At 51.6% G+C, this 21,438-nt stretch carries 18 protein-coding genes; 12 read left to right on the top strand and 6 right to left on the bottom strand.

The annotated features are described in order from the left end of the window. Nucleotides 1–22 precede the first annotated feature (22 nt). Entirely contained in the window at nucleotides 23–226 is a 204-nt protein-coding gene (locus tag B3K89_RS05585) for a hypothetical protein (protein WP_244771257.1), read from the top strand. Then, nucleotides 192–1,151, top strand: a complete 960-nt coding sequence (gene miaA, locus B3K89_RS05580; RefSeq protein WP_293890594.1) for a tRNA (adenosine(37)-N6)-dimethylallyltransferase MiaA — start codon at nucleotides 192–194, stop codon at nucleotides 1,149–1,151. The genes B3K89_RS05585 and miaA overlap by 35 nt, the downstream gene beginning before the upstream one ends. On the opposite strand, the gene B3K89_RS05575 is transcribed toward miaA, so the two are convergent. The 4 genes from B3K89_RS05575 to B3K89_RS05560 are packed head-to-tail and all read right to left on the bottom strand — an operon-like array spanning nucleotide 1,111 to nucleotide 6,195. After that, nucleotides 1,111–2,586 (bottom strand): hypothetical protein, encoded by a 1,476-nt coding sequence (locus B3K89_RS05575; protein WP_293890591.1) that lies wholly within the window; start codon nucleotides 2,584–2,586, stop codon nucleotides 1,111–1,113. The two genes, miaA and B3K89_RS05575, sit on opposite strands and share 41 nt — an antisense overlap. Then, nucleotides 2,573–3,427 (bottom strand): AmmeMemoRadiSam system protein B, encoded by an 855-nt coding sequence (gene amrB, locus B3K89_RS05570; RefSeq protein ID WP_345907168.1) that lies wholly within the window; start codon nucleotides 3,425–3,427, stop codon nucleotides 2,573–2,575. The genes B3K89_RS05575 and amrB overlap by 14 nt, the downstream gene beginning before the upstream one ends. Beyond that, nucleotides 3,414–4,847 (bottom strand): NFACT family protein, encoded by a 1,434-nt coding sequence (locus B3K89_RS05565; RefSeq protein ID WP_293890584.1) that lies wholly within the window; start codon nucleotides 4,845–4,847, stop codon nucleotides 3,414–3,416. Before B3K89_RS05565 ends, amrB begins: the two co-directional genes overlap by 14 nt. Beyond that, nucleotides 4,828–6,195 (bottom strand): bifunctional folylpolyglutamate synthase/dihydrofolate synthase, encoded by a 1,368-nt coding sequence (locus B3K89_RS05560; RefSeq protein ID WP_293890581.1) that lies wholly within the window; start codon nucleotides 6,193–6,195, stop codon nucleotides 4,828–4,830. Before B3K89_RS05560 ends, B3K89_RS05565 begins: the two co-directional genes overlap by 20 nt. 328 nt (nucleotides 6,196–6,523) lie before the next feature. On the opposite strand from B3K89_RS05560, the gene B3K89_RS05555 reads away from it, so the two are divergent. Both B3K89_RS05555 and B3K89_RS05550 read left to right on the top strand, forming a co-directional pair. Beyond that, nucleotides 6,524–8,263 carry an AMP-dependent synthetase/ligase gene (locus B3K89_RS05555; protein WP_293890579.1) on the top strand — a complete coding sequence of 580 codons (1,740 nt, stop codon included), beginning with the start codon at nucleotides 6,524–6,526 and terminating at the stop codon, nucleotides 8,261–8,263. 14 nt (nucleotides 8,264–8,277) lie between these two features. After that, nucleotides 8,278–8,583, top strand: coding sequence for a YhbY family RNA-binding protein (locus tag B3K89_RS05550; RefSeq protein WP_293890577.1), 306 nt, complete (start codon nucleotides 8,278–8,280; stop codon nucleotides 8,581–8,583). 170 nt (nucleotides 8,584–8,753) lie between these two features. Here B3K89_RS05550 and B3K89_RS05545 read toward each other — a convergent pair whose 3' ends face one another. Further along, a complete protein-coding gene (locus B3K89_RS05545; protein WP_293890575.1) occupies nucleotides 8,754–10,229 on the bottom strand; it encodes a beta-N-acetylhexosaminidase in 1,476 nt (491 codons plus the stop codon). Nucleotides 10,230–10,411: 182 nt separating this feature from the next. On the opposite strand from B3K89_RS05545, the gene B3K89_RS05540 reads away from it, so the two are divergent. The 4 genes from B3K89_RS05540 (at nucleotide 10,412) to B3K89_RS05525 (ending at nucleotide 14,896) form a co-directional block, all read left to right on the top strand. Beyond that, nucleotides 10,412–11,620 (top strand): ROK family transcriptional regulator, encoded by a 1,209-nt coding sequence (locus B3K89_RS05540; protein ID WP_293890573.1) that lies wholly within the window; start codon nucleotides 10,412–10,414, stop codon nucleotides 11,618–11,620. Continuing rightward, the gene (locus tag B3K89_RS05535) at nucleotides 11,613–12,521 is read left to right on the top strand and encodes a carbohydrate ABC transporter permease (protein WP_293890571.1); all 909 of its coding nucleotides are present in this window, start codon (nucleotides 11,613–11,615) and stop codon (nucleotides 12,519–12,521) included. The genes B3K89_RS05540 and B3K89_RS05535 overlap by 8 nt, the downstream gene beginning before the upstream one ends. Nucleotides 12,522–12,524: 3 nt before the next feature. Then, entirely contained in the window at nucleotides 12,525–13,376 is an 852-nt protein-coding gene (locus B3K89_RS05530) for a carbohydrate ABC transporter permease (protein WP_293890569.1), read from the top strand. A 161-nt stretch (nucleotides 13,377–13,537) separates the two neighbouring features. Further along, the gene (locus B3K89_RS05525; protein WP_293890567.1) at nucleotides 13,538–14,896 is read left to right on the top strand and encodes an ABC transporter substrate-binding protein; all 1,359 of its coding nucleotides are present in this window, start codon (nucleotides 13,538–13,540) and stop codon (nucleotides 14,894–14,896) included. Between the two features lie 52 nt (nucleotides 14,897–14,948). Here B3K89_RS05525 and B3K89_RS05520 read toward each other — a convergent pair whose 3' ends face one another. Then, nucleotides 14,949–15,989, bottom strand: coding sequence for a LacI family DNA-binding transcriptional regulator (locus B3K89_RS05520; RefSeq protein ID WP_345907167.1), 1,041 nt, complete (start codon nucleotides 15,987–15,989; stop codon nucleotides 14,949–14,951). 298 nt (nucleotides 15,990–16,287) lie between these two features. Here B3K89_RS05520 and B3K89_RS05515 point away from each other — a divergent pair, with 298 nt between their 5' ends. Genes B3K89_RS05515 through B3K89_RS05500 form a run of 4 tightly spaced genes read left to right on the top strand, consistent with a single transcriptional unit; the run spans nucleotide 16,288 to nucleotide 21,387 of the window. Further along, complete coding sequence (locus B3K89_RS05515) at nucleotides 16,288–18,216, top strand: glycoside hydrolase family 127 protein (RefSeq protein WP_293894161.1); 1,929 nt, start codon at nucleotides 16,288–16,290, stop codon at nucleotides 18,214–18,216. 46 nt (nucleotides 18,217–18,262) lie between these two features. After that, nucleotides 18,263–19,609 carry an ABC transporter substrate-binding protein gene (locus tag B3K89_RS05510; protein WP_293894164.1) on the top strand — a complete coding sequence of 449 codons (1,347 nt, stop codon included), beginning with the start codon at nucleotides 18,263–18,265 and terminating at the stop codon, nucleotides 19,607–19,609. Nucleotides 19,610–19,633: 24 nt separating this feature from the next. Then, nucleotides 19,634–20,536: a carbohydrate ABC transporter permease gene (locus B3K89_RS05505; protein ID WP_293894167.1), complete on the top strand. Its 903-nt coding sequence runs from the start codon at nucleotides 19,634–19,636 to the stop codon at nucleotides 20,534–20,536. Further along, entirely contained in the window at nucleotides 20,533–21,387 is an 855-nt protein-coding gene (locus B3K89_RS05500) for a carbohydrate ABC transporter permease (RefSeq protein WP_293894170.1), read from the top strand. The genes B3K89_RS05505 and B3K89_RS05500 overlap by 4 nt, the downstream gene beginning before the upstream one ends. Nucleotides 21,388–21,438: the final 51 nt, after the last annotated feature.

Raw genomic sequence — 21,438 nt, 5'->3', positions numbered from 1 at the left:
TTTAGGGACAAGGAGTTGAACGGTGAGCATTCCATTGAACAGCCTTATTGATTATGAGGGCAATATCTACCAGATTACTTGCGTGGCGATCAAAGAGGCGAATATCCTGAGCAATCCCGGATGCGGCGGAAAAGAAATCGAGGAGAACAATGGCAAGATTGTCAGTGAAGTCCTCACGAGAGCTCTGAAAGGTGAAATCCATTTCGAAACACCCGACGAAGAGTAACGCATTCGAACACAGTATTTTCATCTTCGGCCCTACCGGGGTCGGAAAGACAGAACTTCTGCTGGATCTTGATCCGCAGAGGTTTTCTGTTATCAACGCCGACTCGATTCAAGTCTATCGCTACCTCGATGTAGGTTCTGCAAAGCCTTCAGCGGCGGTTCGCTTGGCAATTGAGCACCATCTGATCGACATCCGCGATCCATGGGAACAGTTTTCGGTGGGCAATTTCATCGAGGAAGCCGACAAAGCCTGTCTCTTGATTCACGAACAAGGAAAAATTCCAGTGATCAGCGGGGGGACGGCTTATTATTTCAAGCATTTTCTCTATGGGCTCAGCGAAGCCCCTCCCAGCGACGAAGCCATCCGTGAGTCAATTGCCCGGCGTATTGAAACCGAAGGCAGGCAGTGGGCCTTCCAATATTTGCAACGAGTCGATTCGGTGAGCGCCGGACGCATCCACCCCAGCGACATGTACCGCGTCAGCCGGGCCCTGGAGGTCTGGGAGACCTGCAACAAGCCCTTGAGCAGCTTTTCACTTCCATCCGAGCCGAGAAACGGCATGCATCCCTTGGTCATAGGACTGCAGCGCCAAAGTGAGATGTTGAGGCGCAGGCTGGCAACCCGGGTGCAGGCAATGTTTGAAGCGGGGCTGGTGGATGAGATCCGAAGCCTTCTCAGGATGGGAGCCCAGTCCTGGTGGCCGGGTCTGCAGGGCATAGGGTACCGTGAGTTTTTCCAGGCCATGGAACACGGTGAGTGGTCGCATTCCATCATAGCCAACCAGATTGAACGAAACAGCCGCTTCTATGCGAAGCGGCAGATGACGTTTTTCAAGAGTTTTGCTGATGCCAAGTGGTTTGATCCCGAAGACAAAGCTTCCATTCTCAACGAGATAGAGGAATACCTGAAGGCCTCGGATAGGTAGGAACCACAATTTTCTCCAGCAGCTGAACCCCGACCGAGCTGATATCGGTGATCTCATACCAACCGCGCTCGCCCATCTCAACGGTAAATTGCTGTTCCAGCCGGTAGGTGTAAATCGGTACTCCCGTTGCCGGCTGCTCGGCAGTCTCACTCTCTTGTTCATAGGAGTACGGGGTATACAGTACCCCTGATGCAAGATAGGTATCCCCCCCCAGCGGTTTGACAACAAGGTCGGTGACCCCATAGAGGAAGGTGCCCTCAGGTATTGCAGGCCTGCCGTCTTCAATCCATTGATTCGGATCGATTTGGGTGTTTATTCCCTCATACGCCTGTCTGGTCTGCCGGGTGACAAAGAGGTTGGTAACCTCCATGCTTGCCGGATTTTTTGTTTTCTTGGCAAGTGAGGCTTCCATTTTCTGCAGGTCCAAGGCATTCTGGCCGGCATAGAACTCCTCGATTATGGTGATCGGCGGCATTCCTGCTGTATACGGGGGAGCGAGGGCTGTGCGGATGCGGCTGGTGGTGAAGTAGGCCAGAATGAAGACGCTCACCGTGACGGTGATGACGATCCATCCCTTCTTTCTCCAGAAAATCTTCCTTTTAGCCCGTTTTTCTTGTGCGTATAAAAATGAGGCGCATTCGCTCATCTCATAGAGGGACTCCCTCTTCAGGGGCTGTTCAAGTGCGCTCAGGTTCCACACAAGGCCCTCGGTTTGCTCCAGGAAGTAGGAAAGGGCTTTTTGGCTCTCCTTGTTCCCGCTGATATCCCGCATTTTGGTCAGGCTCAAGCTCAAGGTCTTGTCGATGAATGTAGTGGTCGCCTTATCCAGATTGACAGCACAGAGGCTGAGGGGAACTGCCTTGAAAGCATCTTCCCGGGTGTTCTTGTCGGCAAAGGGAGGGAATCCCGCTGCGGCAAAATAGAGGAAGGATGCCAGTTGGTCGATCAGGGAGAACGGTGCGTGAATGCCGTGATGAACCCATGCCCCCAGGTGATAAAACCGTGTCTGCTCGTCTGCACAGGATGCCAGAAGGTCTGCAACATCCTGGGGGAGGATGAGGATGCTTCCATCCTCGACACCCCAGATTCTCCACAGCGGAAGGATGCCGTTGCTCAAATCCAGGAAAGAGGAGGGCAAAAGCATCAGGGCTTTTGCCAGACTCCGCACCAGATGCAGTGCCTGATCGCGTTTGGTGCTGGCAATCTGCTCGAAGGCGAAGATGTCCAACGGATCGAAATAGAGGCAGCGCTTTCCATCGACGACAGTCAAACCCTTCCAAAACCAGCTTTCCAGAGTGCCGTCCTTGTACAGATAGCCTTGTGCCTTTTCACCCTGCAATAGATAGGTGGGCAGTTCCACGCTCTGTGGGCCGATGACAATCAGGCGCATGGGTTTTCCATCGATGATGTGCTCAAAGGTTTCATTGGTTCGCATAGGCATCTCCTAAGACGGCACTGATGTGCCAGACGCGTTTTTCATTCTCATCCGATTCTGCATGGATGTCCTGCCGCTGTATGCCGGCTAGATACATTCCAACGATATTCCATCTCCCTGCTCCCCATTGCTGTCTGCCGACCGCCTCCAAAGCGGCCGTGTTGCAGCTGCTGATGGTATGCATGCGAAGGCCTTCGCTCAGACTGGTTCCTTGGGATAATGCATCTGCAAAAGCGGTTGCATGCTTCGCAGCCTCGAAAGCGGGAAGCAGTGCGTTTGCATTGGCTGAGATGATGAACAGCACCTTGTCATCGATATCGGTGATATGCTTGATCACCTGGGTGTAGATGGCAAGCTGTGACTTGTCGCAGCTTTTGCAAAGCAGGGGAAGCACCACTGTCCCGGGAAAATAGCTTTGGATGAACGGGAGGGTCAGCTCCAAAGCCGGCTCCTCGATGAAATAGCTGTCCTCGCGCATCACATGGGCCTTGAATCGGGTGCAAAGCTCGATGGCCAGTGCCGTATCGAATACATGCTCATTTTCGGCCACCCTGATGCCCTCGGCTTGGGGTGTGAACAGGAAAGCCGGTTCATGCTCGCCAAGCACCTCCTGATGCAAGGGGCCGAGGAAGACCACCTTCGAGGGCTTTTGCATCGCCACGTGCTCGAATGACCGGTGCAGAGCCTCACAAACCATGTCGTAGGAAGCATGAGGGACTACAATGGCGGTGGGCAGCGAACAGGGTTCTCCTGTGGCAGGCCTTCTTCTTGTACACTCGTCTAGTTTTGTCCTATCTTCTGGATAGAAAATCAAATGGTGTTGGGATTCAAGCATTGTCATCTTCTAAAAGTAACCGTGCAAGCCTTGTCTCGTCCAGTGCTACACGCAAGTTTTTTTCCTGGGTGGGGAGAACCAAACCGGTTTTTCCTCCCTTAGCCCTTCTTAAATGCTTGACCTGGGTGTAGTAGAGGTCTGCCTTGCCCTCTTTCTTTGCCTTGCTGAACACGATGGCCAAGTTTGCGGCATCCAAGAGGACGTCAAGGGGGATGGTCTTGTTCTTGATGAACTTGATGAAGACATACCCGCCGGGAACATCGCGGGTGTGCATCCAGTAATCATTGCCCCTGACATAGCGGCGAAGCAGCTCATCGTTTTCCTTCGCATTGCGTCCGACCAACAGGGTGAACTGCCCGCTCTGGATTGTCAGGCCCGGAGTCTGGAGCTTTTCCTGCTGCTTGGCTGAAGAGCCGGCAAGCTCGCGTTTCATCGCCCGTATGGCGGTTTGCTGGTCAATCAAAGGATCCAGCAATCGGTTGTAGTGCGCCTCGCACGCTTGGAGCTGTGCTGTTACCTTCTCAACCTCGGCCAGTGCATTCTCATAGGACCCTTTCGCTTTCTGATACTTATCGTAGTAGAGAAGGATGTTCTCCCTTCCCTTGAGCTTGGGTTCGAGCTCGATGACCCGCTTGCTCCCTGACTCCCAATCCTCCAGAACGATGCTGCTCTGGTTGTCCTCCAACAAGTGTTGGTAGGCACTGAGCAGATCTGCGGTCAGTTTGTACCGCTCATACCCTTCGGTGGCTTTCAGTGTATGCGTTTGGCTTGCCAGGGTTGTTCTCAGCGTTTTCAGCTCACGATCCCGCTTGGATTCGACCTTGCGCTGAAGCTCTTGGAAGGTAAGCTCATTGCTTTGGTTGCCGTACTCCTGTTCTATCTGGCGGTTGAAGGAGCTGTCGGTGCGGCTTCGAATGACAAACCGATCGTCCTCTTCAGCCTTCGGCTGGGGCAGGATGAGGGGCAGGCCGCTTTGTTCCCCTCTGCCGGGTCGGCGGTACAGCAGTTCAAGGATGATGTTCTGTTCATCGGTGATGATGATGTTGGCACCAGGGCCGCTGTAGAAACGCAGGTACACATAAAAAGTCGTGCCATGATTGTCCAGCTTGAGTCGAACCAAGCGGTCATGGCTTATCTGGGAGGCCTCCAGTACTTTGGATCCTTCTACATTGGCCCTGAGAAATTGGATGAAGCGCTGCAGCTTTGCTGTTTTCCCTTGTTGGACGACACTCAGGGCTCCGCTTGCCAGATGAAGACGGGAGAAAGGGGTTCCAAGTTCTGTATACAGCGTCCAGCGTCCGGCTTGAGGATGGTAGAAGTTCCAGCTCATCGAGTGAAAATCATGCTGGACGGTTTGCTGCAAGGAACTTCCGACCAAGGGAAGTTCCTCAAGGATGAGTGCTATTTCACGCCAGTTGAGACTCATAGGCACTCCGTATCTGCTCAAAGGCAGCTTTCACCCCGCCGGCGAGATAGAATGATCCGCACACAAGAACGGCATCGGAATCAGCTGTCATGCTGTATGCAGTCTTGAGAGCTTCCCTGTTGTCTTCAATCAAAAGAATCCGATAGGGTTGCGTCCGTTCCCGGGCAAGGGCATTGAACAACGCAAAAAGGCTCGAGATATCACTCTTTTTATAGGTGCCCGGCCGGCTGATGATGATCTGCTGGAAATGGTCGAGCACGAGATTGGCCATATGCTGGTGGTCCTTGTCCTCCAGTGCTCCATAGATGATGGTGTTCTTCCTGGAAGAACCGTGCAACAATGTGAAACTCTGAAGCAGAGCTTGCAATGAGTGGGTGGTGTGGGCTCCATCGACATAGAGGCAGGGATTGGTGGACAGCTGCTGGAACCGCCCGGGGATCTGGTTCTTTTCGATTGCTGGAAGAACGTTCTCATTATAGAGCCCCAGACTTCTCAGAACGAGCAGGGCGAGGGCGCTGTTCTGGGCTTGTACACTGCCGCGCATCGCAAGCAGCAACTGTTCTTCGTTCCCATTTTTCCATCGATACCGGACAAGCTCACCCTCTGTGGTGGTTCTGCTGGTAAGTGAAGCGATAGCATCCTCGAGCAGATAGGTTGCACTCTTTTGCGCTTGCGCCTCGGCCAGGAATACCGACAGGGCTTCCTTCTCTTCGAAGCCGATGAAGGTGGGGACTCCCATCTTTATGATCTTGCTTTTTTCTGTAGCGATTTTTTCAATGGTATCGCCAAGAATTTTCGTATGCTCAAGTTCGATGGGGCAGAGCACGCACGCCTCGGGGATAATGGTGTTGGTTGCGTCCAGTCGTCCACCCAGACCGGTTTCGATGACCGCCCATTCACAGCCGCTGTTCTTGAAGAGCAGGTAGGCATAGGCTGTATACAACTCGAAGGTCGTTGGATCTGTTTCGCCCCACTGGTCGCTGAAGTGGAAACCTTCCAATTGGGTCTGGAGTTGTTTTCCGGTCTGGACCAGCAACTCATCGCTGAAGAATGTTCCGCTGAGGCTGAAACGTTCGCGGTAGTCGATCAGATGGGGGGAGAGATAGAGGCCGGTCTTATACCCCAGGGCGGTGAGTGCACTGGCTATATAACTGGCGGTAGAACCCTTTCCCTTTGAGCCGGCCAGATGAATTTTCCTGAATGACAGCTCGGGATTGCCCAGATAGGCAAGCAACGCCTTCATCCGGTCCAAGCGGTACGTTCTGGTTGTATAATGTGTTGTCTGCTTCTCAAGATTGGTGAAACTCTCCATGAAGCGGACTACATCGTCAAAGCACGAAATTACCATGTAGTAGATACCTCGTCGTAAACTGTAGACGCAACGCCTGTTTTGGTCAACGCAACACTTGCTCGATTTGCATGCTCTCCAGCATCCTGCCGATATCGCCGTCAGCGATGCGCTTGTGCGGTATACTATTTGCAGCATGGGTATGTGCGAAAGATTACTCAATGTGGGATGGATGCGTTTCTTTTGGAAGGATATACAGATGCAATTTGCAGGCGAGTTGAGCATTACACAATGACGCATAGTGACTTTTTGTCATGATAATCTTGATTTCTCTGATTCTTCTGCTTATAGTGGAATAAGCTGGATTGTAATAGCGAGGAGATGGAATATGGCACAGCAAAAACATGCACCCAAACCGTGGGATTTTCTGGATGAATATCGCGGTACGGCTTTCCAGGGCGAATGGCCTACTATCGTAGAGATGTTTGAGATATCGGTACGTCGCTATCCGGATAATAAGTGCTTCACCGCCTTTGTTCCCAAAAAGGTGACCTTCACCTATACCGAGGTGCATCAGCAGGTGCTGAAGGTGGCAAACTACCTCGCATCAAAAAAAGTCGGCAAGGGCACCAAGGTTGCCGTTTCCGGCAAGAACAGTCCTGAGTGGGCGATTGCATATCTGGGGATTCTTTTTAGCGGAGCCATCGTGGTCCCGCTCGACAATACCTTGAGCAATAAGGACATGGTCAAGCTGATGGATTTTGCCGGGGCGAAAATCCTGTTCGCCGATCCTGAGAGACTTGAGAATTTCGACACCGAAAACAAGCTTGGGTTGACTGATAGGATCAGTCTGGAGCCTGCAAAAGGGTATCCGTTTGTTATGGACCTGGACGGCAAGGAAGTGAAGCGGCACAAGGCGCAGAGTGAAGATACCGCGGCTATTTTATTTACCAGTGGAACAACCGGCACGCCCAAGGGTGTCATGCTCAGCCACCGCAACATGGTCAGCGACTGTTATCTGGCCCAGGGCAATATGAGCTTGTCTCCCAACGATGTATTCTATGCCATTCTTCCCATTCATCATTCCTATACCATGATGGCGGTTTTCTTTGAGGCAATCAGCGTGGGAGCTTCCATCGTCTTCGGCAAGAAATTGATCATCAGCCAGATTCTCAAGGAGCTGAAGGAAGGAGAGGTCACGATGTTCCTCGCCGTTCCCATGCTTTTCAACAAGATGATTGCGGCCCTGATGAACGGGGTGCGGGAGAAAGGTATTGTCCTGTATGGCCTCATCCGGTTTTTGATGAGTGTTTCCGGTCTGCTGAAGAAGGTATTCAAAGTCAACGTGGGAAAGAAGATGTTCGGCTTCCTGCTTAAGAAACTTTCGCTGGACAAGAACCGCATCTGCATCAGCGGCGGCGGTCCGCTGCCGGCAAGCACGTTCAAGATGTTCAATCAGCTGGGAATCGACTTCGTGCAGGGCTACGGCCTGACCGAGACCAGCCCCATCACCCACCTCAATCCGGTGGAGGCGTACATCGAGACATCGGTCGGCAAGAAAATCCCGCAGGTCGAGGTCAAGATTGTGAATCCCGATAGTGATGGGAACGGTATTATCTATATCAAGGGACCCATGGTCATGCAGGGCTACTACAACAATCCAGAGGCAACTGCGGAGGTGCTCGAGGATGGATGGCTCAATACCGGTGATGTCGGGCATCAGGATGCCCGGGGCTACCTGTATCTGACCGGTCGTGCCAAGAACATCATTGTTACCGAAGGCGGCAAGAATGTGTTCCCCGAGGAGATCGAGGACCACTTCCAGCTGTATAATGAAATCGATACCATCTGTGTACTCGGGTATTTGACTGACAAGAAGACAAAGAGCGAAGGCATTCGAGCCTTGGTCTATCCTGATCAGAAGTGGGCCGACGAGATGGCCAAGCAGTACGGCGATAAGGCAAAGCAGAAGATTGAGGAGCGCATCAACCAGATCATCGGCGAGGTGAACAAGGAGTTGCAGTCCTACAAGAAAATCACCCGTGTGACCGTCGTCGATGAGCCGCTTGAAATGACGAGTACCAAAAAAGTAAAGCGCTTCGTAGTTGCTCAAAAGTACAAGGACTGAGTATAGTACCACCTATGAACAGCAGCGTGCGAAGTTTTCTGAAGGCTCAGGCACACTCTCTCAAACCAATCGTCATGGTCGGCAAGAATGGGTTGGAAGAGCGGGTGATAGCAGCCATGGACGATGCCTTGGGCAGTCATGAGTTGGTCAAAGTAAAGTTTCAAGCCTTCAAGGATGAGATTCGTCCCCTTGCAGAGGAGCTGGCGGTGAAGACCGGAAGTGAACTGGTCGGCATCATAGGTTTCATTGCCACCTTGTATCGTGAGAGTGAGGACCATTTGATTCATATTCCCAAGGATTTGCTGAAAAAAGGCGAGTAGGGAAGGCTTTGCAACAACATGAGGCATCAGGGTGGAAGCTCTGGTGCTTTTCTTTGCTTGATGCAACGCAGGCCCGCCGTCCAACGGAGGCAGGGCCTGCAGAGAGAAAATCCACCAGAGGGTGTACTCAATTCATAGCACACTCGTTGGATTCTCACAATATATGTTCGTTATTCTCCGCGATAACAAGCAAGGTCGAGTGCATCGCACAGCTGTGTCAGTGTGCTCTTGCTTTGCAGGACTTTCTCTGCATCCTCCGGTTTCCACAGTTGTTGTGCCAGCATCATGAGCCGGGGAAACAACAGATACTCGGCTTGGCGGGAGGTCGTTACCTTCTCGGTCCACAGATTTCCCTGTGAGCCCAGTACATGGGCTTTTGCCTGCGCTTGTAGAGAATCGGGGACGCATGAGAAATGAGCCACCTGATTGAGCGTGCTGACGCCCAGTGTTCCCATTTCCTCCTCACTGTCCAAGTGCTTGTAGTCAAAGTAACAACCAGCTGTGTTGGGGCACATGATCACCTGGTGGCCTCTTCTGGTCGCCTCCAGGCCGCCCTGTACGCCTCTCCATGACATGACGATCAAATCCTTGGGCAGGCCGAGCTGTTCGGTTCCCTCCAAGACCTCGTCCCAGCCTATCGGCTGTTTTCCTGCATTGTGCACCATTTCACACACCTTGCTCGTCATCCAGCTCTGCAAGTAGCGAGCATCGGTCAAGCCCAACTGTCTCATGCGCTCTTGGCAGCGGGGGCACTGCTGCCAGGCTGCATGGGGACATTCATCGCCTCCGATATGGATGTAAGGGGAGCTGAAAAGCTCGGCAATTTGGGTGATGGCATCGCCGAGAAAGCCGATAAGCTCATCGCTTCCTGCACACATGACCTCCTCGAAAATACCCCAACGGTCTTGGGTCTCATACGGACCGCCGGTGCATCCAAACTCAGGATAGGCAGCAAGCAGGGCAGAGGCATGACCGGGTGTCTCGATTTCGGGGACCACCAGCACATGCCTTGCATGGGCATATGCTTGAAGGTCGAGGATTTCCTCCTTGCTGTACAGTCGGCCGTAGGTTCTTCCGTCGGTGTATTGCAATTCCGTGCGTCTGCTGGCGATGCTTTCAAGCTTCGGCCATCCGTCAAGCGGAATGCGCCACCCCTGGTCATCGGTGAGATGCCAATGAAAGCGGTTGAGGTGAAACAAGGATGCAACATCGATGAGTTTTTTCAAAAAGGCGATGGAAAACTGGTGCCTGCTGCAGTCGACCATGTATCCGCGCCATGCAAATGTCGGGCTGTCCTCCACCTTGCAGCAGGGCAGCTGGTTGTCCGTAAGCAGGGCAAGTTTGCGGATGGTGCTCAAGCCTCTGAAAGCCCCTTCGTCGGTACCGGCCTTGATGACAATCTGAACCTTGCTGATGGTCAGGATGTAGGCTTCCTGCTCCATGCCCGCCTGATATTTGAAGAGTATGTCCTCCCCGCCTGCCTTGCAGCCGAATAGCTCAAGTGCCAGCTGGTGTACTGCTTCGAAGCCTTTTTCAGCTGCGATGGCGATGCGCGGATGAAGGCGGAAGGTGCCCTCCCAATCTTCTATGCTTTTGGGAATCGGGACGATAAGGTCGCTTGCTTTGCGGCTATGATGTGTATGCATGGATTCTTGGTAGCACGGCTTTGCCTGCAAGTCAAGTTCAAACGTTGTACAAACTGCTTGGTAAAATATGCTTGACAGGTGGCACGGTGGATGGTAGGCTTTGTTTGTACAGAGAGCGAACAAACCAATGGAAGAGCTTTTCACACCATGACCGAGGTCCTAGACCAAGTATACCGAGGCTTATGAGAATCAACAACAACAATTTCCAGAAGAATGCCAATACCTCGCTGGTTGCCCAGCTTATCTGGAAGAGTCCGGGGATCAGCAGGGTTGACATCGCACGGGAGCTCAATCTCTACCGTTCGACGGTAACCAATATCATTTCCGCCCTCATAGACGATGAAGTTGTCTATGAAGGGGAGGAAGGAAGCGGTATGAGCCGGGGAGGCCGGAAGCCGATCATCCTCAGGCTCAACGATAAGTTCGGGTGTGTGGCTGGCTTCGATATCCAGCCGTCCCACTATCGTGCCGTCATTCTCGATATCACCGGAAGCCTTCTTTTTCAGGACAAGGGAAAACTGCCTGAAGTGGATTTTGACGGTATCATCAACTTTTTGATGGATATCATCCTGAAGCAGGTCGACAAGCTGGGCATCGCCCTGTTGGCGGTGGTGGCGGGCATTCCCGGCATCGTGGACGCAGAGAACGGGGTGATCATCTATGCAGAGCCGTTTGATCTGAGAAACTATGATTTCTACTCCTTCTTTACAAAGAATTACGATGTATTGGTTTTTGTTGAAAATGATGCCAACTGCACTGCATGGCTGGAGATGACCATCAACCGCAATGTGAATCTGGGTGATTTCATGTGCATGATCGCCGATTATCATGAAGGAAGCTATCAATTCGGAGACCGGGCCGGTATCGGTGTGGGCATCGGTCTCTCAATTGGCGGCAAGGTGTATCATGGGTCCCACCACAGCAGCGGTGAAATTTGCACCTTGAGTTGGCGGGGGCACAATATCGGCCAGACTGGATTGCCCGAGGACTTGCTGATCCGGTCCGTGCATGACGAAGAGGCTTGGAGGACATGGATGATAGATCTCTTCAGCTCCCTTGTTCCGGTTGTTTCCGTCTTCGATCCCAGGGTCTTCTTCATTCATGGCAAGCCGTTTTCGGACGAACAGAAGATCAGGGACTTGCTCGGTGATGCCTGCCCGCAGTTTTTGGATGTCTTGAAAAAGGTCAATTGCAAGTTGATTTTCGACACCCAGGACGAGTCCGTGGTTGCAAAAGGTGCTGCCATGATGTTCCTGCAAAAACTCTTTGCAGTCCCCGAGCTGTCTGAAATCGAATGCCGTACCCATTTTGACTGGGAGGATGTGATCGCCCAAGCCTATCCGATGAAAAAGTCGTACAGGAAGCCCCATTTGGAGGTTACACATGTCTAAAGTGCATACGCTTGCCGATGCGAAAAGAGAGCAGAGGAGAGCCTACTGGACCCTGGTCCTTCCCGGTTTTTTGGTCTATATCTCGGTTATGGCTTTCCCTACGGTTTTTTCCGTGATTCTCAGCTTGACCGACTACAACGGCGGCAGGCTCTTTGGTGGCAAGCCCGTCTCATTTGTGGGATTCAAGTGGTACGGCCGGTTGTTTGTGGATGAGTATTTCTACCTTGCACTAAAGAACAACCTGTGGATAGTCCTGGTCTCGTTGTTCGGCCAAATTCCTTTGGGCTTTTTCCTTGCCTATGTGCTGCACAGGGGATTGGTAAGAAACGGTGATTTTTTCCAGACGATGATCTATCTTCCCACGGTAATCTCCACGGTCGTCATCGGTATCTTGTGGAAGTCATTCTTTGCCCCGTATGGAGCCTTCCCGGAGTTGATGCGCCTGTTCATCCCTTCCTATGAGTATGGGATCAGCAGCAATCCGCTCCTTCCCGTCCTCTTTGTCATTCTCTGGATGTATACCGGCATGTATATGATCATATTCATCGCCAACCTCCAAAAGATCGACGGTTCGGTCATCGAGGCAGCCCGCATCGATGGGGCTTCCGAAGGCCAGACGCTGCGGTATATCATTCTTCCAGCCCTCACGGGGGTACTGGTCGTCTCGGCGATACTGGCGATCAGCGGGTCGTTGAAAAGCTTCGACCTGATTTATGTGATGACCGGCGGAGGCCCGGCGAACCGGACCACCGTCCTGTCCATCTATATGTTCGACAAAGCATTCAAGGGTGCTCCCAACTATCCGTTGGCCAACGCAATCAGCACGGTCATGGTAATCATCAGCTTCTCCCTCATCGGTCTTACCAAGTGGGTTGAACACAAGTTCGGCGGGAGGGAATAGGCGATGAATGACATCAAGGATACGAAATCGGTTGGAGCGAGAATCAATACGGTGCTCACGTATGCGGTCATGATTTTCTTCACGGTGATGGCTATCTATCCTCTCTTGTGGCTGGTCATGAACTCTTTCAAGACAACCACCGAGTTTCAGATGAACAAGCTGGGATTCCCCAAAGAGTGGGTGCTGGTCAACTACAAGGATGCCTGGGTGCGCGGCAAGTTCCCCCGCTTGATCCTCAACAGTTTCATCTATACCGGTGTTACAACGGTCGTCACCTTGGTTTTCTCGTTTATGGCCGGGTTTGCCTTTGCAAAGATTCCTAACCGGGCAACCAAGTACCTGCATGGATCGTTTGTCATCGGATTGCTGTTGACGCTGCAATCGATCATGGTTCCGCTCTTTCTCATCATCAACTGGGTGGGATTGTACAACACGTTCCTGGGAGTCCTCATTCCCTATATCGGCATAGCCATGCCCATGGGCATTTATCTCGGGACGGAGTTCATCAAATCCATTCCCGATGCCCTGGTGGAGTCGGCCCGCATCGATGGGGCGACCTATTTGAAGATATTCATCTCGATCATTGTTCCTATGGCAGCCCCGGTGGCTGTTACGGTGGCCATCATGACGGTAACCGGGACCTGGAATGAGTTCATGCTGATCAATATCCTGACCAGCAGTGATGCGTTGAAGAGCCTGCCTGTGGGAGTGCAAAAGTTTGCAGGTGCACTTTCCAGTGACTTTGGAAAACAGTTTGCAGCCTTGGTCATCGGCCTAGTTCCCATGCTTGTTTTCTATCTGTCATTTCGCAAGGAGATTACCAAAGGAGTTGCCGCAGGTGCGGTGAAGGGCTGACAAATGTTTTTTATTTGACAGCCTGCATAGGGCATGGTAACATTAGTTTGTACAAAGTATGAACTAAAGAAATCAGGTACTTCACCCCGTATGGGGTGGAACATAGAGAGAGCGCGAGGATTCTTCCAAGCGCAGTGTATGCAAGTCATCAGGAGGTAGAAATGACTGGATTCAAGAGAATTTCCGTATTGGCTCTTGCAGTGCTGATGGTCGTGACATCGGTATTTGCACAGGGAGCAAAGGAGGATGCAGCAGCTGGAAAGCAGATTGAGCTGACTGTGCTGAACTACATCGACATGTCTGAACCAAACAGCGCAAATGATATTACGATGGTTTGGGACAAATTCGAGGCAGAGAACCCCGATATCAAGATCGTCCGTGAGGACCTGTTCAATGAACCGTTCCACCAGAAGACGGAAGCCTACGTCGCCAGCGGTCAGGTGCCCGATGTTCTGTATATGTGGCCCAGCGGTCGTTCGACCAGTCTTCACACCACCAAGAGTGTGAAGGACCTCAAACCGTTCCTTGAGAAGGACGGCTTGTTGGACCAGTACAACCCTGCTACGGTAGCTCCGCAGTTTGCCGGGTATCTGGCCATGCTGCCCAATGGTGTAACCACCACCCATATGCTCTATGTCAACACCAAAGTCCTTCGAGACAATGGTCTTTCCATGCCAAAGAGCTATGCTGATATGAAGGCCATGGTTGCTCCCCTCAAGGCAAAAGGCATCGATCTCATCGCCATGGACAACATGGACGCATGGGTGATGCAGAGCTGCTTGTTCTCCATGGTTGCCGGCCGCTACGGCGGAGTTGATTGGTATGAGAGGCTTGCTGCCGGCCAGATTTCCTTCACCGATGAGTGGTTCGTCAAATCCTTGGACCTGATCGATGACATGTACAAGTCCGGTATGATCAACCGCAACAGCCTGACCAGCCCCTACGGTTCATCCCGTGGCAGATTCGCCGCCGGAAAGGCAGCATTCTACATCGATGGTGACTGGTCGACCGGAGCCTTCCAGACCGACATCACCACCGGCAAGGCTTTGATCAGTCCTGCATTGCAGCAGAGTGATTTCGAGTTGATGGTCATTCCCAATCTTCCCGGCGAAGTCATCCACAATTCAAACAGTGGTGTAGTCGGAACCGGTTGGGGCATGAGTGCCAACATTCCTGCCGGCTCGGCCAAGGAAGCTGCAGCTTGGAGATTGATCAAGTACCTGCAGGGTGAGTATGTCCAGACCTACCGCCTCACCACCGGTGCTTCCTTCCCCTCCAATCTCAATGTGGATGTGGAAAAAGTTGTAAAAGAGCGGAATCTTGAGCCGTTCATCGCAAAGAGAGCTGCATACTATGCCGCCTACACCCCGATCACCCCGGTTATCGATGGTGTTCTGCACAGTGATGTGTACAACGTGATCAACGTAGGGTTGCAGGAAATCGGTCTCGGCTCGAAAGCGCCGAAGCAGGTAGCATCCGAAGTCCAGAAAGCTTGGGAGACCTGGAAAAAGAACCAGTAATCACTGACTAAGATTGCAAGGCAGGAAGGCTGTATCGGTCTTCCTGCTTTTTTTAGTTTGCAGAGGGAAACCCTGTCGATTCCCGTTCGATGATGGCACAATCGAGCAGGATGCGACTGGGTTGTGCCACCCCTTCCTTCTCTATCATATCGAGCATGATGGAAGCAGCTGTATGTCCGATCTCAAAAAGAGGCAGGGCTACGGTTGAGAGAGCAGGGCGGGAAACCGAGGAAATCTCCCGGTTGTCAAATCCTATGAGCGCGAGATCCCTGCCCACCTCGATATGATTGTGGTTGCAGTAGTCCAACACTCCCATCGCCATCAAGTCATTCATGGCGAAAATAGCGGTCACCCCTCGTTCAAGCAAAACCGGAGCGCACCGGTATCCTAGGTCCCGTGTCCAGTCTCCATGGCAGATGAAGTGGGGGTTATAAGGAACCGAGTGCTCATACAAGGATTCCTGGATGCCTAACAGGCGATTGTTTGTATGAAAGGAGTCTTTGGTGCCGGCTACGATTCCAATCTTTGCATGGCCTTTGGAAAGCAGCAGGTCGGTGACCCTTCTGGCGGCTTGTCGGTCATCATAAATCACTGCAGGAATCGAGGGATCTTCGCTGTAGCAATATGCGCAAACAAAACGAGTATCCTCACTGCGTGAAAGCATGGCTAGTGCGTGGCTGTGGCAGCCGATATAGATGATGCCATCGACTTGCTTGCTCAGCATCTGGTCCATCATATCCAAGACCAAGCGGTTTTTCTGCTCTGCATTGCCGGTCTCATGGCCGAAACGCTTGTCGAAACGAAGATTTCCGAGAATGTAGTGGAATGAACGGGACTCGCAGCAAACACCGATGCCATCGATGATATCGGGAGTGTTGAAGACCGTAAGGTCCTCGGCTATGATGCCAAGTGTCTTGCTTGTTCCTGTTTTCAGGTGCCTTGCATTGAGATTGGGACGATAGTTGAGCTTTTTTGCCGCCTGAAGGACCAGGGCCTCAGTCTCCTTGCTGACTCCGTTCTGATTGTTCAGCACCTTGGAAACAGTTGCTATGGATACTCCGACATACTGTGCGAGTTCTCTTATGGTTGCCATGGTAATGAGTATAGCATAAAAAACGTTTATATCCAGCGTGGGATTCCACTGTCTTGCTGGTCTATTATGCATGAAAAGGGATACGAATTATAAAAATCGTTTACTATTTAAGTCGGATTAAAATTTTTATGTAAATGAAACAAATTGCTTATTTATAGCAAATAAGCACTTTACAAAGACAAAAACAGGGGTTATTCTGTATATAGAAAAGTTAAACGTTTACTTAAAAGTAAGATATACCTCGTTATCATGAGTATAATTGAAGTATAAGGATAAACGTTTACTATTGAGGAAAACCATGCAAGCAAGCCAATGCAGAGTGGACTATCACACCGTAGAGATCACCGACCCACTCTTTTCCCACTATGTCTCCATGATCGGCGATGTAGTCATTCCCTACCAGTGGGAAATTCTCAACGACAGGGTTGAAGGTGCATCCCGATCTCATTGCCTTCAGAATTTCAGGATTGCAAGCAAGCAGTGCCGGGGAACCTTTTACGGCCAAGTGTTTCAGGATAGTGATGTCTACAAGTGGCTGGAGGCGCTTTCGTACTGCCTGCTTCGGGGAAAAGCGTTGTCCTTCATCCCCATCGCCGACGAAGTCATCGCCCTGATCGAGAGCGCCCAGCAAAGCGATGGATACCTGCACACCTACTACATAATCAACGGACTTGAAAACCGGTGGACCAATTTGGTGGAGGCTCATGAGCTCTACTGCGCAGGATACCTGATCGAGGCTGCAATTGCCTACCATGAAGCTACTGGAAAGGATAGGTTGCTGCAAGTCGCCCTCAAGTTTGCAGACCTGATATGTGCTACCTTCGGTCCCGAGGAGAACCAACTTCACGGATATCCAGGGCATGAGGAAATCGAGTTGGCTCTCATCAGGCTCTACCGTTATACGAAGCAGAAGCGATACCTTGCTTGCGCACAGTATTTCTTGGCTGTCCGAGGATCCGAACCGAATTATTTTGCAGCCGAGATTGCAAATCGGAAGGGACCTGGATTGTATAAAGAGTTCGCCGATTACGATCTTCGGTATGCCCAGGCCCATCAGGTTCCGGTCGACCAGAGAAGTGCTGAAGGACATGCCGTCCGTGCTGTGTACCTGTATTGCGCCATGGCCGATTTGGCGTTGGAAACGGCGGATGACTCGTATCGGGTGGCATGTGAAGCGCTGTGGGAGAGCATCGAACAGAAGCGGATGTACATCACCGGTTCTGTTGGGTCATCGGGTTTCTTGGAACGTTTCACCACCGATTATGATTTGCCTAATGACAGGAACTACAGTGAAAGTTGTGCATCGGTAGCCTTGATGATGCTCGGCCGCCGCATGACAACCCTTACCGGTATGGCCCGTTATCATGATACGGTCGAACGGGCACTCTTCAACACGGTGCTTTGTGGCATCAGTGCCGATGGCCTGCATTACTTCTATGTCAACCCACTGGAAGTCTGGCCGGAGGCTTGCATGCCGCACACCAGCTTGGCTCATGTGAAGCCGGTCAGGATGAAATGGTTCGATGTGGCGTGTTGTCCTACAAATATCGCAAGGACGCTGGCGAACCTGGGCAGTTACATCTATGAAAGCAGGGACAATTCAGTGTTGATCAATCAACTCATCTCCTCCTCGGTCGCAATTGAGGACAAAGATGGGATGAAAACGCTGCAAGTTTTGGTTTCCGATTCAAGCAGAAGCAGCATCACCGTGAAATGCGACAAGGACCTGTTCGTCCAGCTGCGCCTTCCCTGGTACGCCGACCGTCCAGTATGCACGGAGGATGGAGCTCCAAGGGAGGTGATTATCGTACACGGTTATGTGCAGCTGTACCTGCATGCAGGAAAAGCGGTGAACTTGGATTTACATGTCGAGCCTTGCTGGATGGAAGCCAATCCTCTGGTGAGAGCCGATATCCATCGGGTTGCCTTGCAGTATGGTCCATTTGTGTATTGCCTGGAAGAGACGGATAATGCACCAAATTTACATGCTATTTCCATAGATAAACGGAAACAACCATCCGTTATCGGTACATTGGATGATCTTCCAGGTGGTTTACCAATCCTAGGGTACGACGCTTGGAGGATTGAGGGAAACGAGGGATGTCCTCTCTATCGACCTGCTTCGATGAAGCAAAAGCCTATGCATGTGCGTGCGGTCCCCTATTGTTTGTGGGGAAATCGTGAAAAAGGGGAGATGTTGGTCTTTCAATATTTGAAAACTGTGTGAAAATCCAAACCAGCGGAGCTGGTCTGAAAACAAAGGAAGGTAGAACATGAAAAAGAGAGATTTCTTGACTGTACTGCTGTGCATCCTTATCGCAATGGCATTGCCTGCAGCAGGCTCGAAGGAGGCAGGTGATCAGGGCAAAAGGGTGAACATCACCTATTCATTCTGGGGTACTCCCGATGAGGGAGCTACCGTACAGAAGGTTGCAGATCGCTTCAATGCTTCGCAACAACGAATTACGGTGGAGATCATGGCAATTCCGCATGACACCTATGTGACCAAGCTCAATACGCTCGCGACGGCAAAGAACCTGCCCGACTGCGGCATCATGAGTGAGGCCGGGGTCCTGCAGTTTGCAGAAAACGGCTTGCTGTATGATATTTCCACCATGTATGGAGCTGGTGACTCCAAGCCTTTGGATTCCCTGGCCTTCCGCTACCAAGGAAAGCCGGTTGCCTATTCGGCTGCCAATGAGATCCTGCTTCTTTTCTACAACAAGACCATGTTTGACAAGGCCGGCGTACCTTATCCCCCGACCGATGCAGCGAATGCTTGGACCTGGGATGAGTTTGTTCAGGTTGCAAAGCGGTTGACTCTGGATTCGAACGGGAACGATGCAACCAGCAGCGCCTTCAATCCCAACGCCATCGTCCAGTACGGGGCTATGGTGGAGAACCTGACCTGGCAGTTGGAAGTCTGGTGCCTGAGCAACGGCAGCGGGTTCTATGCAGAGGATGGAAGCAAGGTCATCATCAATGAAGCAGCTGCAACAGAAGCGTTGCAGAAGATTGCCGACCTGCATTTGGTTCACCATGTTGCACCACTTTCCTCCGGTCTTACCGATGATGGTGTGCAGCGTTCCCTGATCGCCGGCACCTGCGCCATGACAACGAACGGCGCATGGAATGTAGGAACCAGTCTTGCCTCGGCACGGGCTGAAGGCCTGAATTACGGCGTTGCAGTCCTTCCCTATATGAAAGAGAAGGTGACCATTTGTACCGGCGGCCCGAACGTTGTATTCAGCCAGACAAAGCATCCGGAGGAAGCAATGGAGTGGGTGAAGTGGTACATGCAGGAAGAAAACAGCTGGAGCTTGATTGAGACCGGTATCTGGATGCCGATTCTTGAGAAGTGGTACACCGACGAGGCGCTTACCCGTAAATGGGTGGAAAATCCAAATTTCCCGCCGTATGATGAATACAAGAAGGCGGTCGTTGATTACGCAAGGGAGTACTCTCGTTCGACTTCCTGGTACTACGTGAACAACACCAATGACTTTAATACACTTTTAGGCTCAATTCTTGGTGACGTGTGGACGGGAAAGAAGACGGCGAAGGATGCAATCGACCAAAATTATACGCAACTGGTTTCAGCTTTCAAGGGCGAGTTGTAACAAGGCAAGGGTAGGGGGAGAAGCATGAAGAGATTGAACGCGCAGCAAAAGAGTGAAAGTCTGGCGGCCTATATCTGCCTCTTTCCTTCGGTCATCGGTTTGGTCTTTCTTACCTACCTTCCCCTGCTCAGTGTTTGTGTCTTGGGTTTTTTCAAGTGGGGAAAGGGGGCTCCCGACCCGGTTTTCGTCGGGCTTGACAACTACATCCGACTCTTCACCAGAGACCCCTATTTCCACGATTCCTTGCAAGTAACCTTGCATTTCAGTCTGCTTTCGGTTGTGATGAGCATGGTCTATTCACTCTTCATTGCGATGCTGCTCAACCGAAGAATTCGCGGGAGATTGTTCTTCAGGGCAGTGTATTATCTTCCCTATGTACTTCCTGCCATGGCGGTCTATATCGGCTGGTCCTGGTTGTACGAGTCGAATTTCGGCTTGTTCAACTACATCCTCTCCCTCTTGGGCTTTTCCAAGGTGAAATTCCTTGCCGATTCGTCCTTGGTCGTTCCCTCACTTTCCATCATTGCCGTCTGGCTCTCGGGCAATCTCATCGTCATTTTCCTTGCCGGGTTGCAGAACGTTCCCAAGGTCTATCATGATGCGGCAGAGATCGACGGGGCGAACAGTTTCCAACGCTTCATACACATCACCGTTCCTTGCATGACCCCGATCATTTTCTACAACCTGCTCATGGCCTTGATCACCAATATGCAGATTGTAACCCCGGCGCTCGCCCTGACCGGCGGAGGTCCGGGAAACGCGTCGACATTTATGACCTATTTGATGTATCGGTATGCTTTTGTAAGCAACCAGCTTGGCTATGCCGGTGCAATCTCATTCATATTTTTCGTCATCATTGCACTCGTTACCGCTCTCTTGTTCTCTACAAGCAAAGGCTGGATTTTTTATGAGGGGGAGCGGGCATGAATACGATGCAAAGCAAACGGAGATTGAAACGCATCTTTGATATCCTGACATTTGGAACGTTGTTTGTACTTGGCTTCTTGGTGCTGCTGCCCATCTGGTGGATGGTTCGCTCCAGCCTGATGACCAACGCCGAACTCTATGCATTCCCACCTGCATTTTTCCCAAGCAAGTGGCTCTTTTCCAATTACTCGGCGACCTTGCAGTTCTTTCCGTTTTTCAAGTACCTGCGCAACACGATGATGATCATTGTACCATCGGTGCTGGGCGGAACGCTGACGGCAACCATGGGTGGATATGCGTTTGCAAGGCTGCGGTTCAAAGGAAAGAATGTGTTGTTTCTCTTGTGCGTAGGTTCCATGTTGCTTCCCACCATGGTTACCCTGCTTCCCCTGTACATCATGTGGACCCGCCTGTTGGGTGTCTATGACTCATACCTGCCCTTGGTTCTTCCCCACTTCTGCGGTGGAGGAGCCTTCAATATTTTTTTGATCCGGCAGTTTATCAAGTCCATTCCCCGTGAACTTGATGAGGCTGCAACCATCGACGGGGCCGGGCCGCTGAGAATTTTGGCTTCCATTCTCGTACCTGCCATACGGTCGGCGATGATTGTGGTGGCCCTGCTCTTGTTCATCATGCTTTGGAACGACCTCTTGCAACAGATCATCTACATCAACAGCCTGCCCAAGTTCACCATTGCCCTGGGACTCTCCCAATTCAAGGGGAGCCTTGGGACAGACTGGTCGATGATTATGAGTGCCACTTGCATGTCATTCGTGCCGGGCATTCTCTTCTATCTGGTAGGCCAGCGCTACTTCATCGAAGGAATTGTAATGACCGGGATGAAGAACTAACAAACAGCATTTTCTTGTCGCTATGTACTGCTGTTGTACAAGTCGAAAACC

The sequence above is a fragment of the Sphaerochaeta sp. UBA5849 genome (genome assembly GCA_002432715.1).
Taxonomy (GTDB): domain Bacteria; phylum Spirochaetota; class Spirochaetia; order Sphaerochaetales; family Sphaerochaetaceae; genus Sphaerochaeta.
This window is presented reverse-complemented; position numbering and strand designations above follow the sequence as displayed.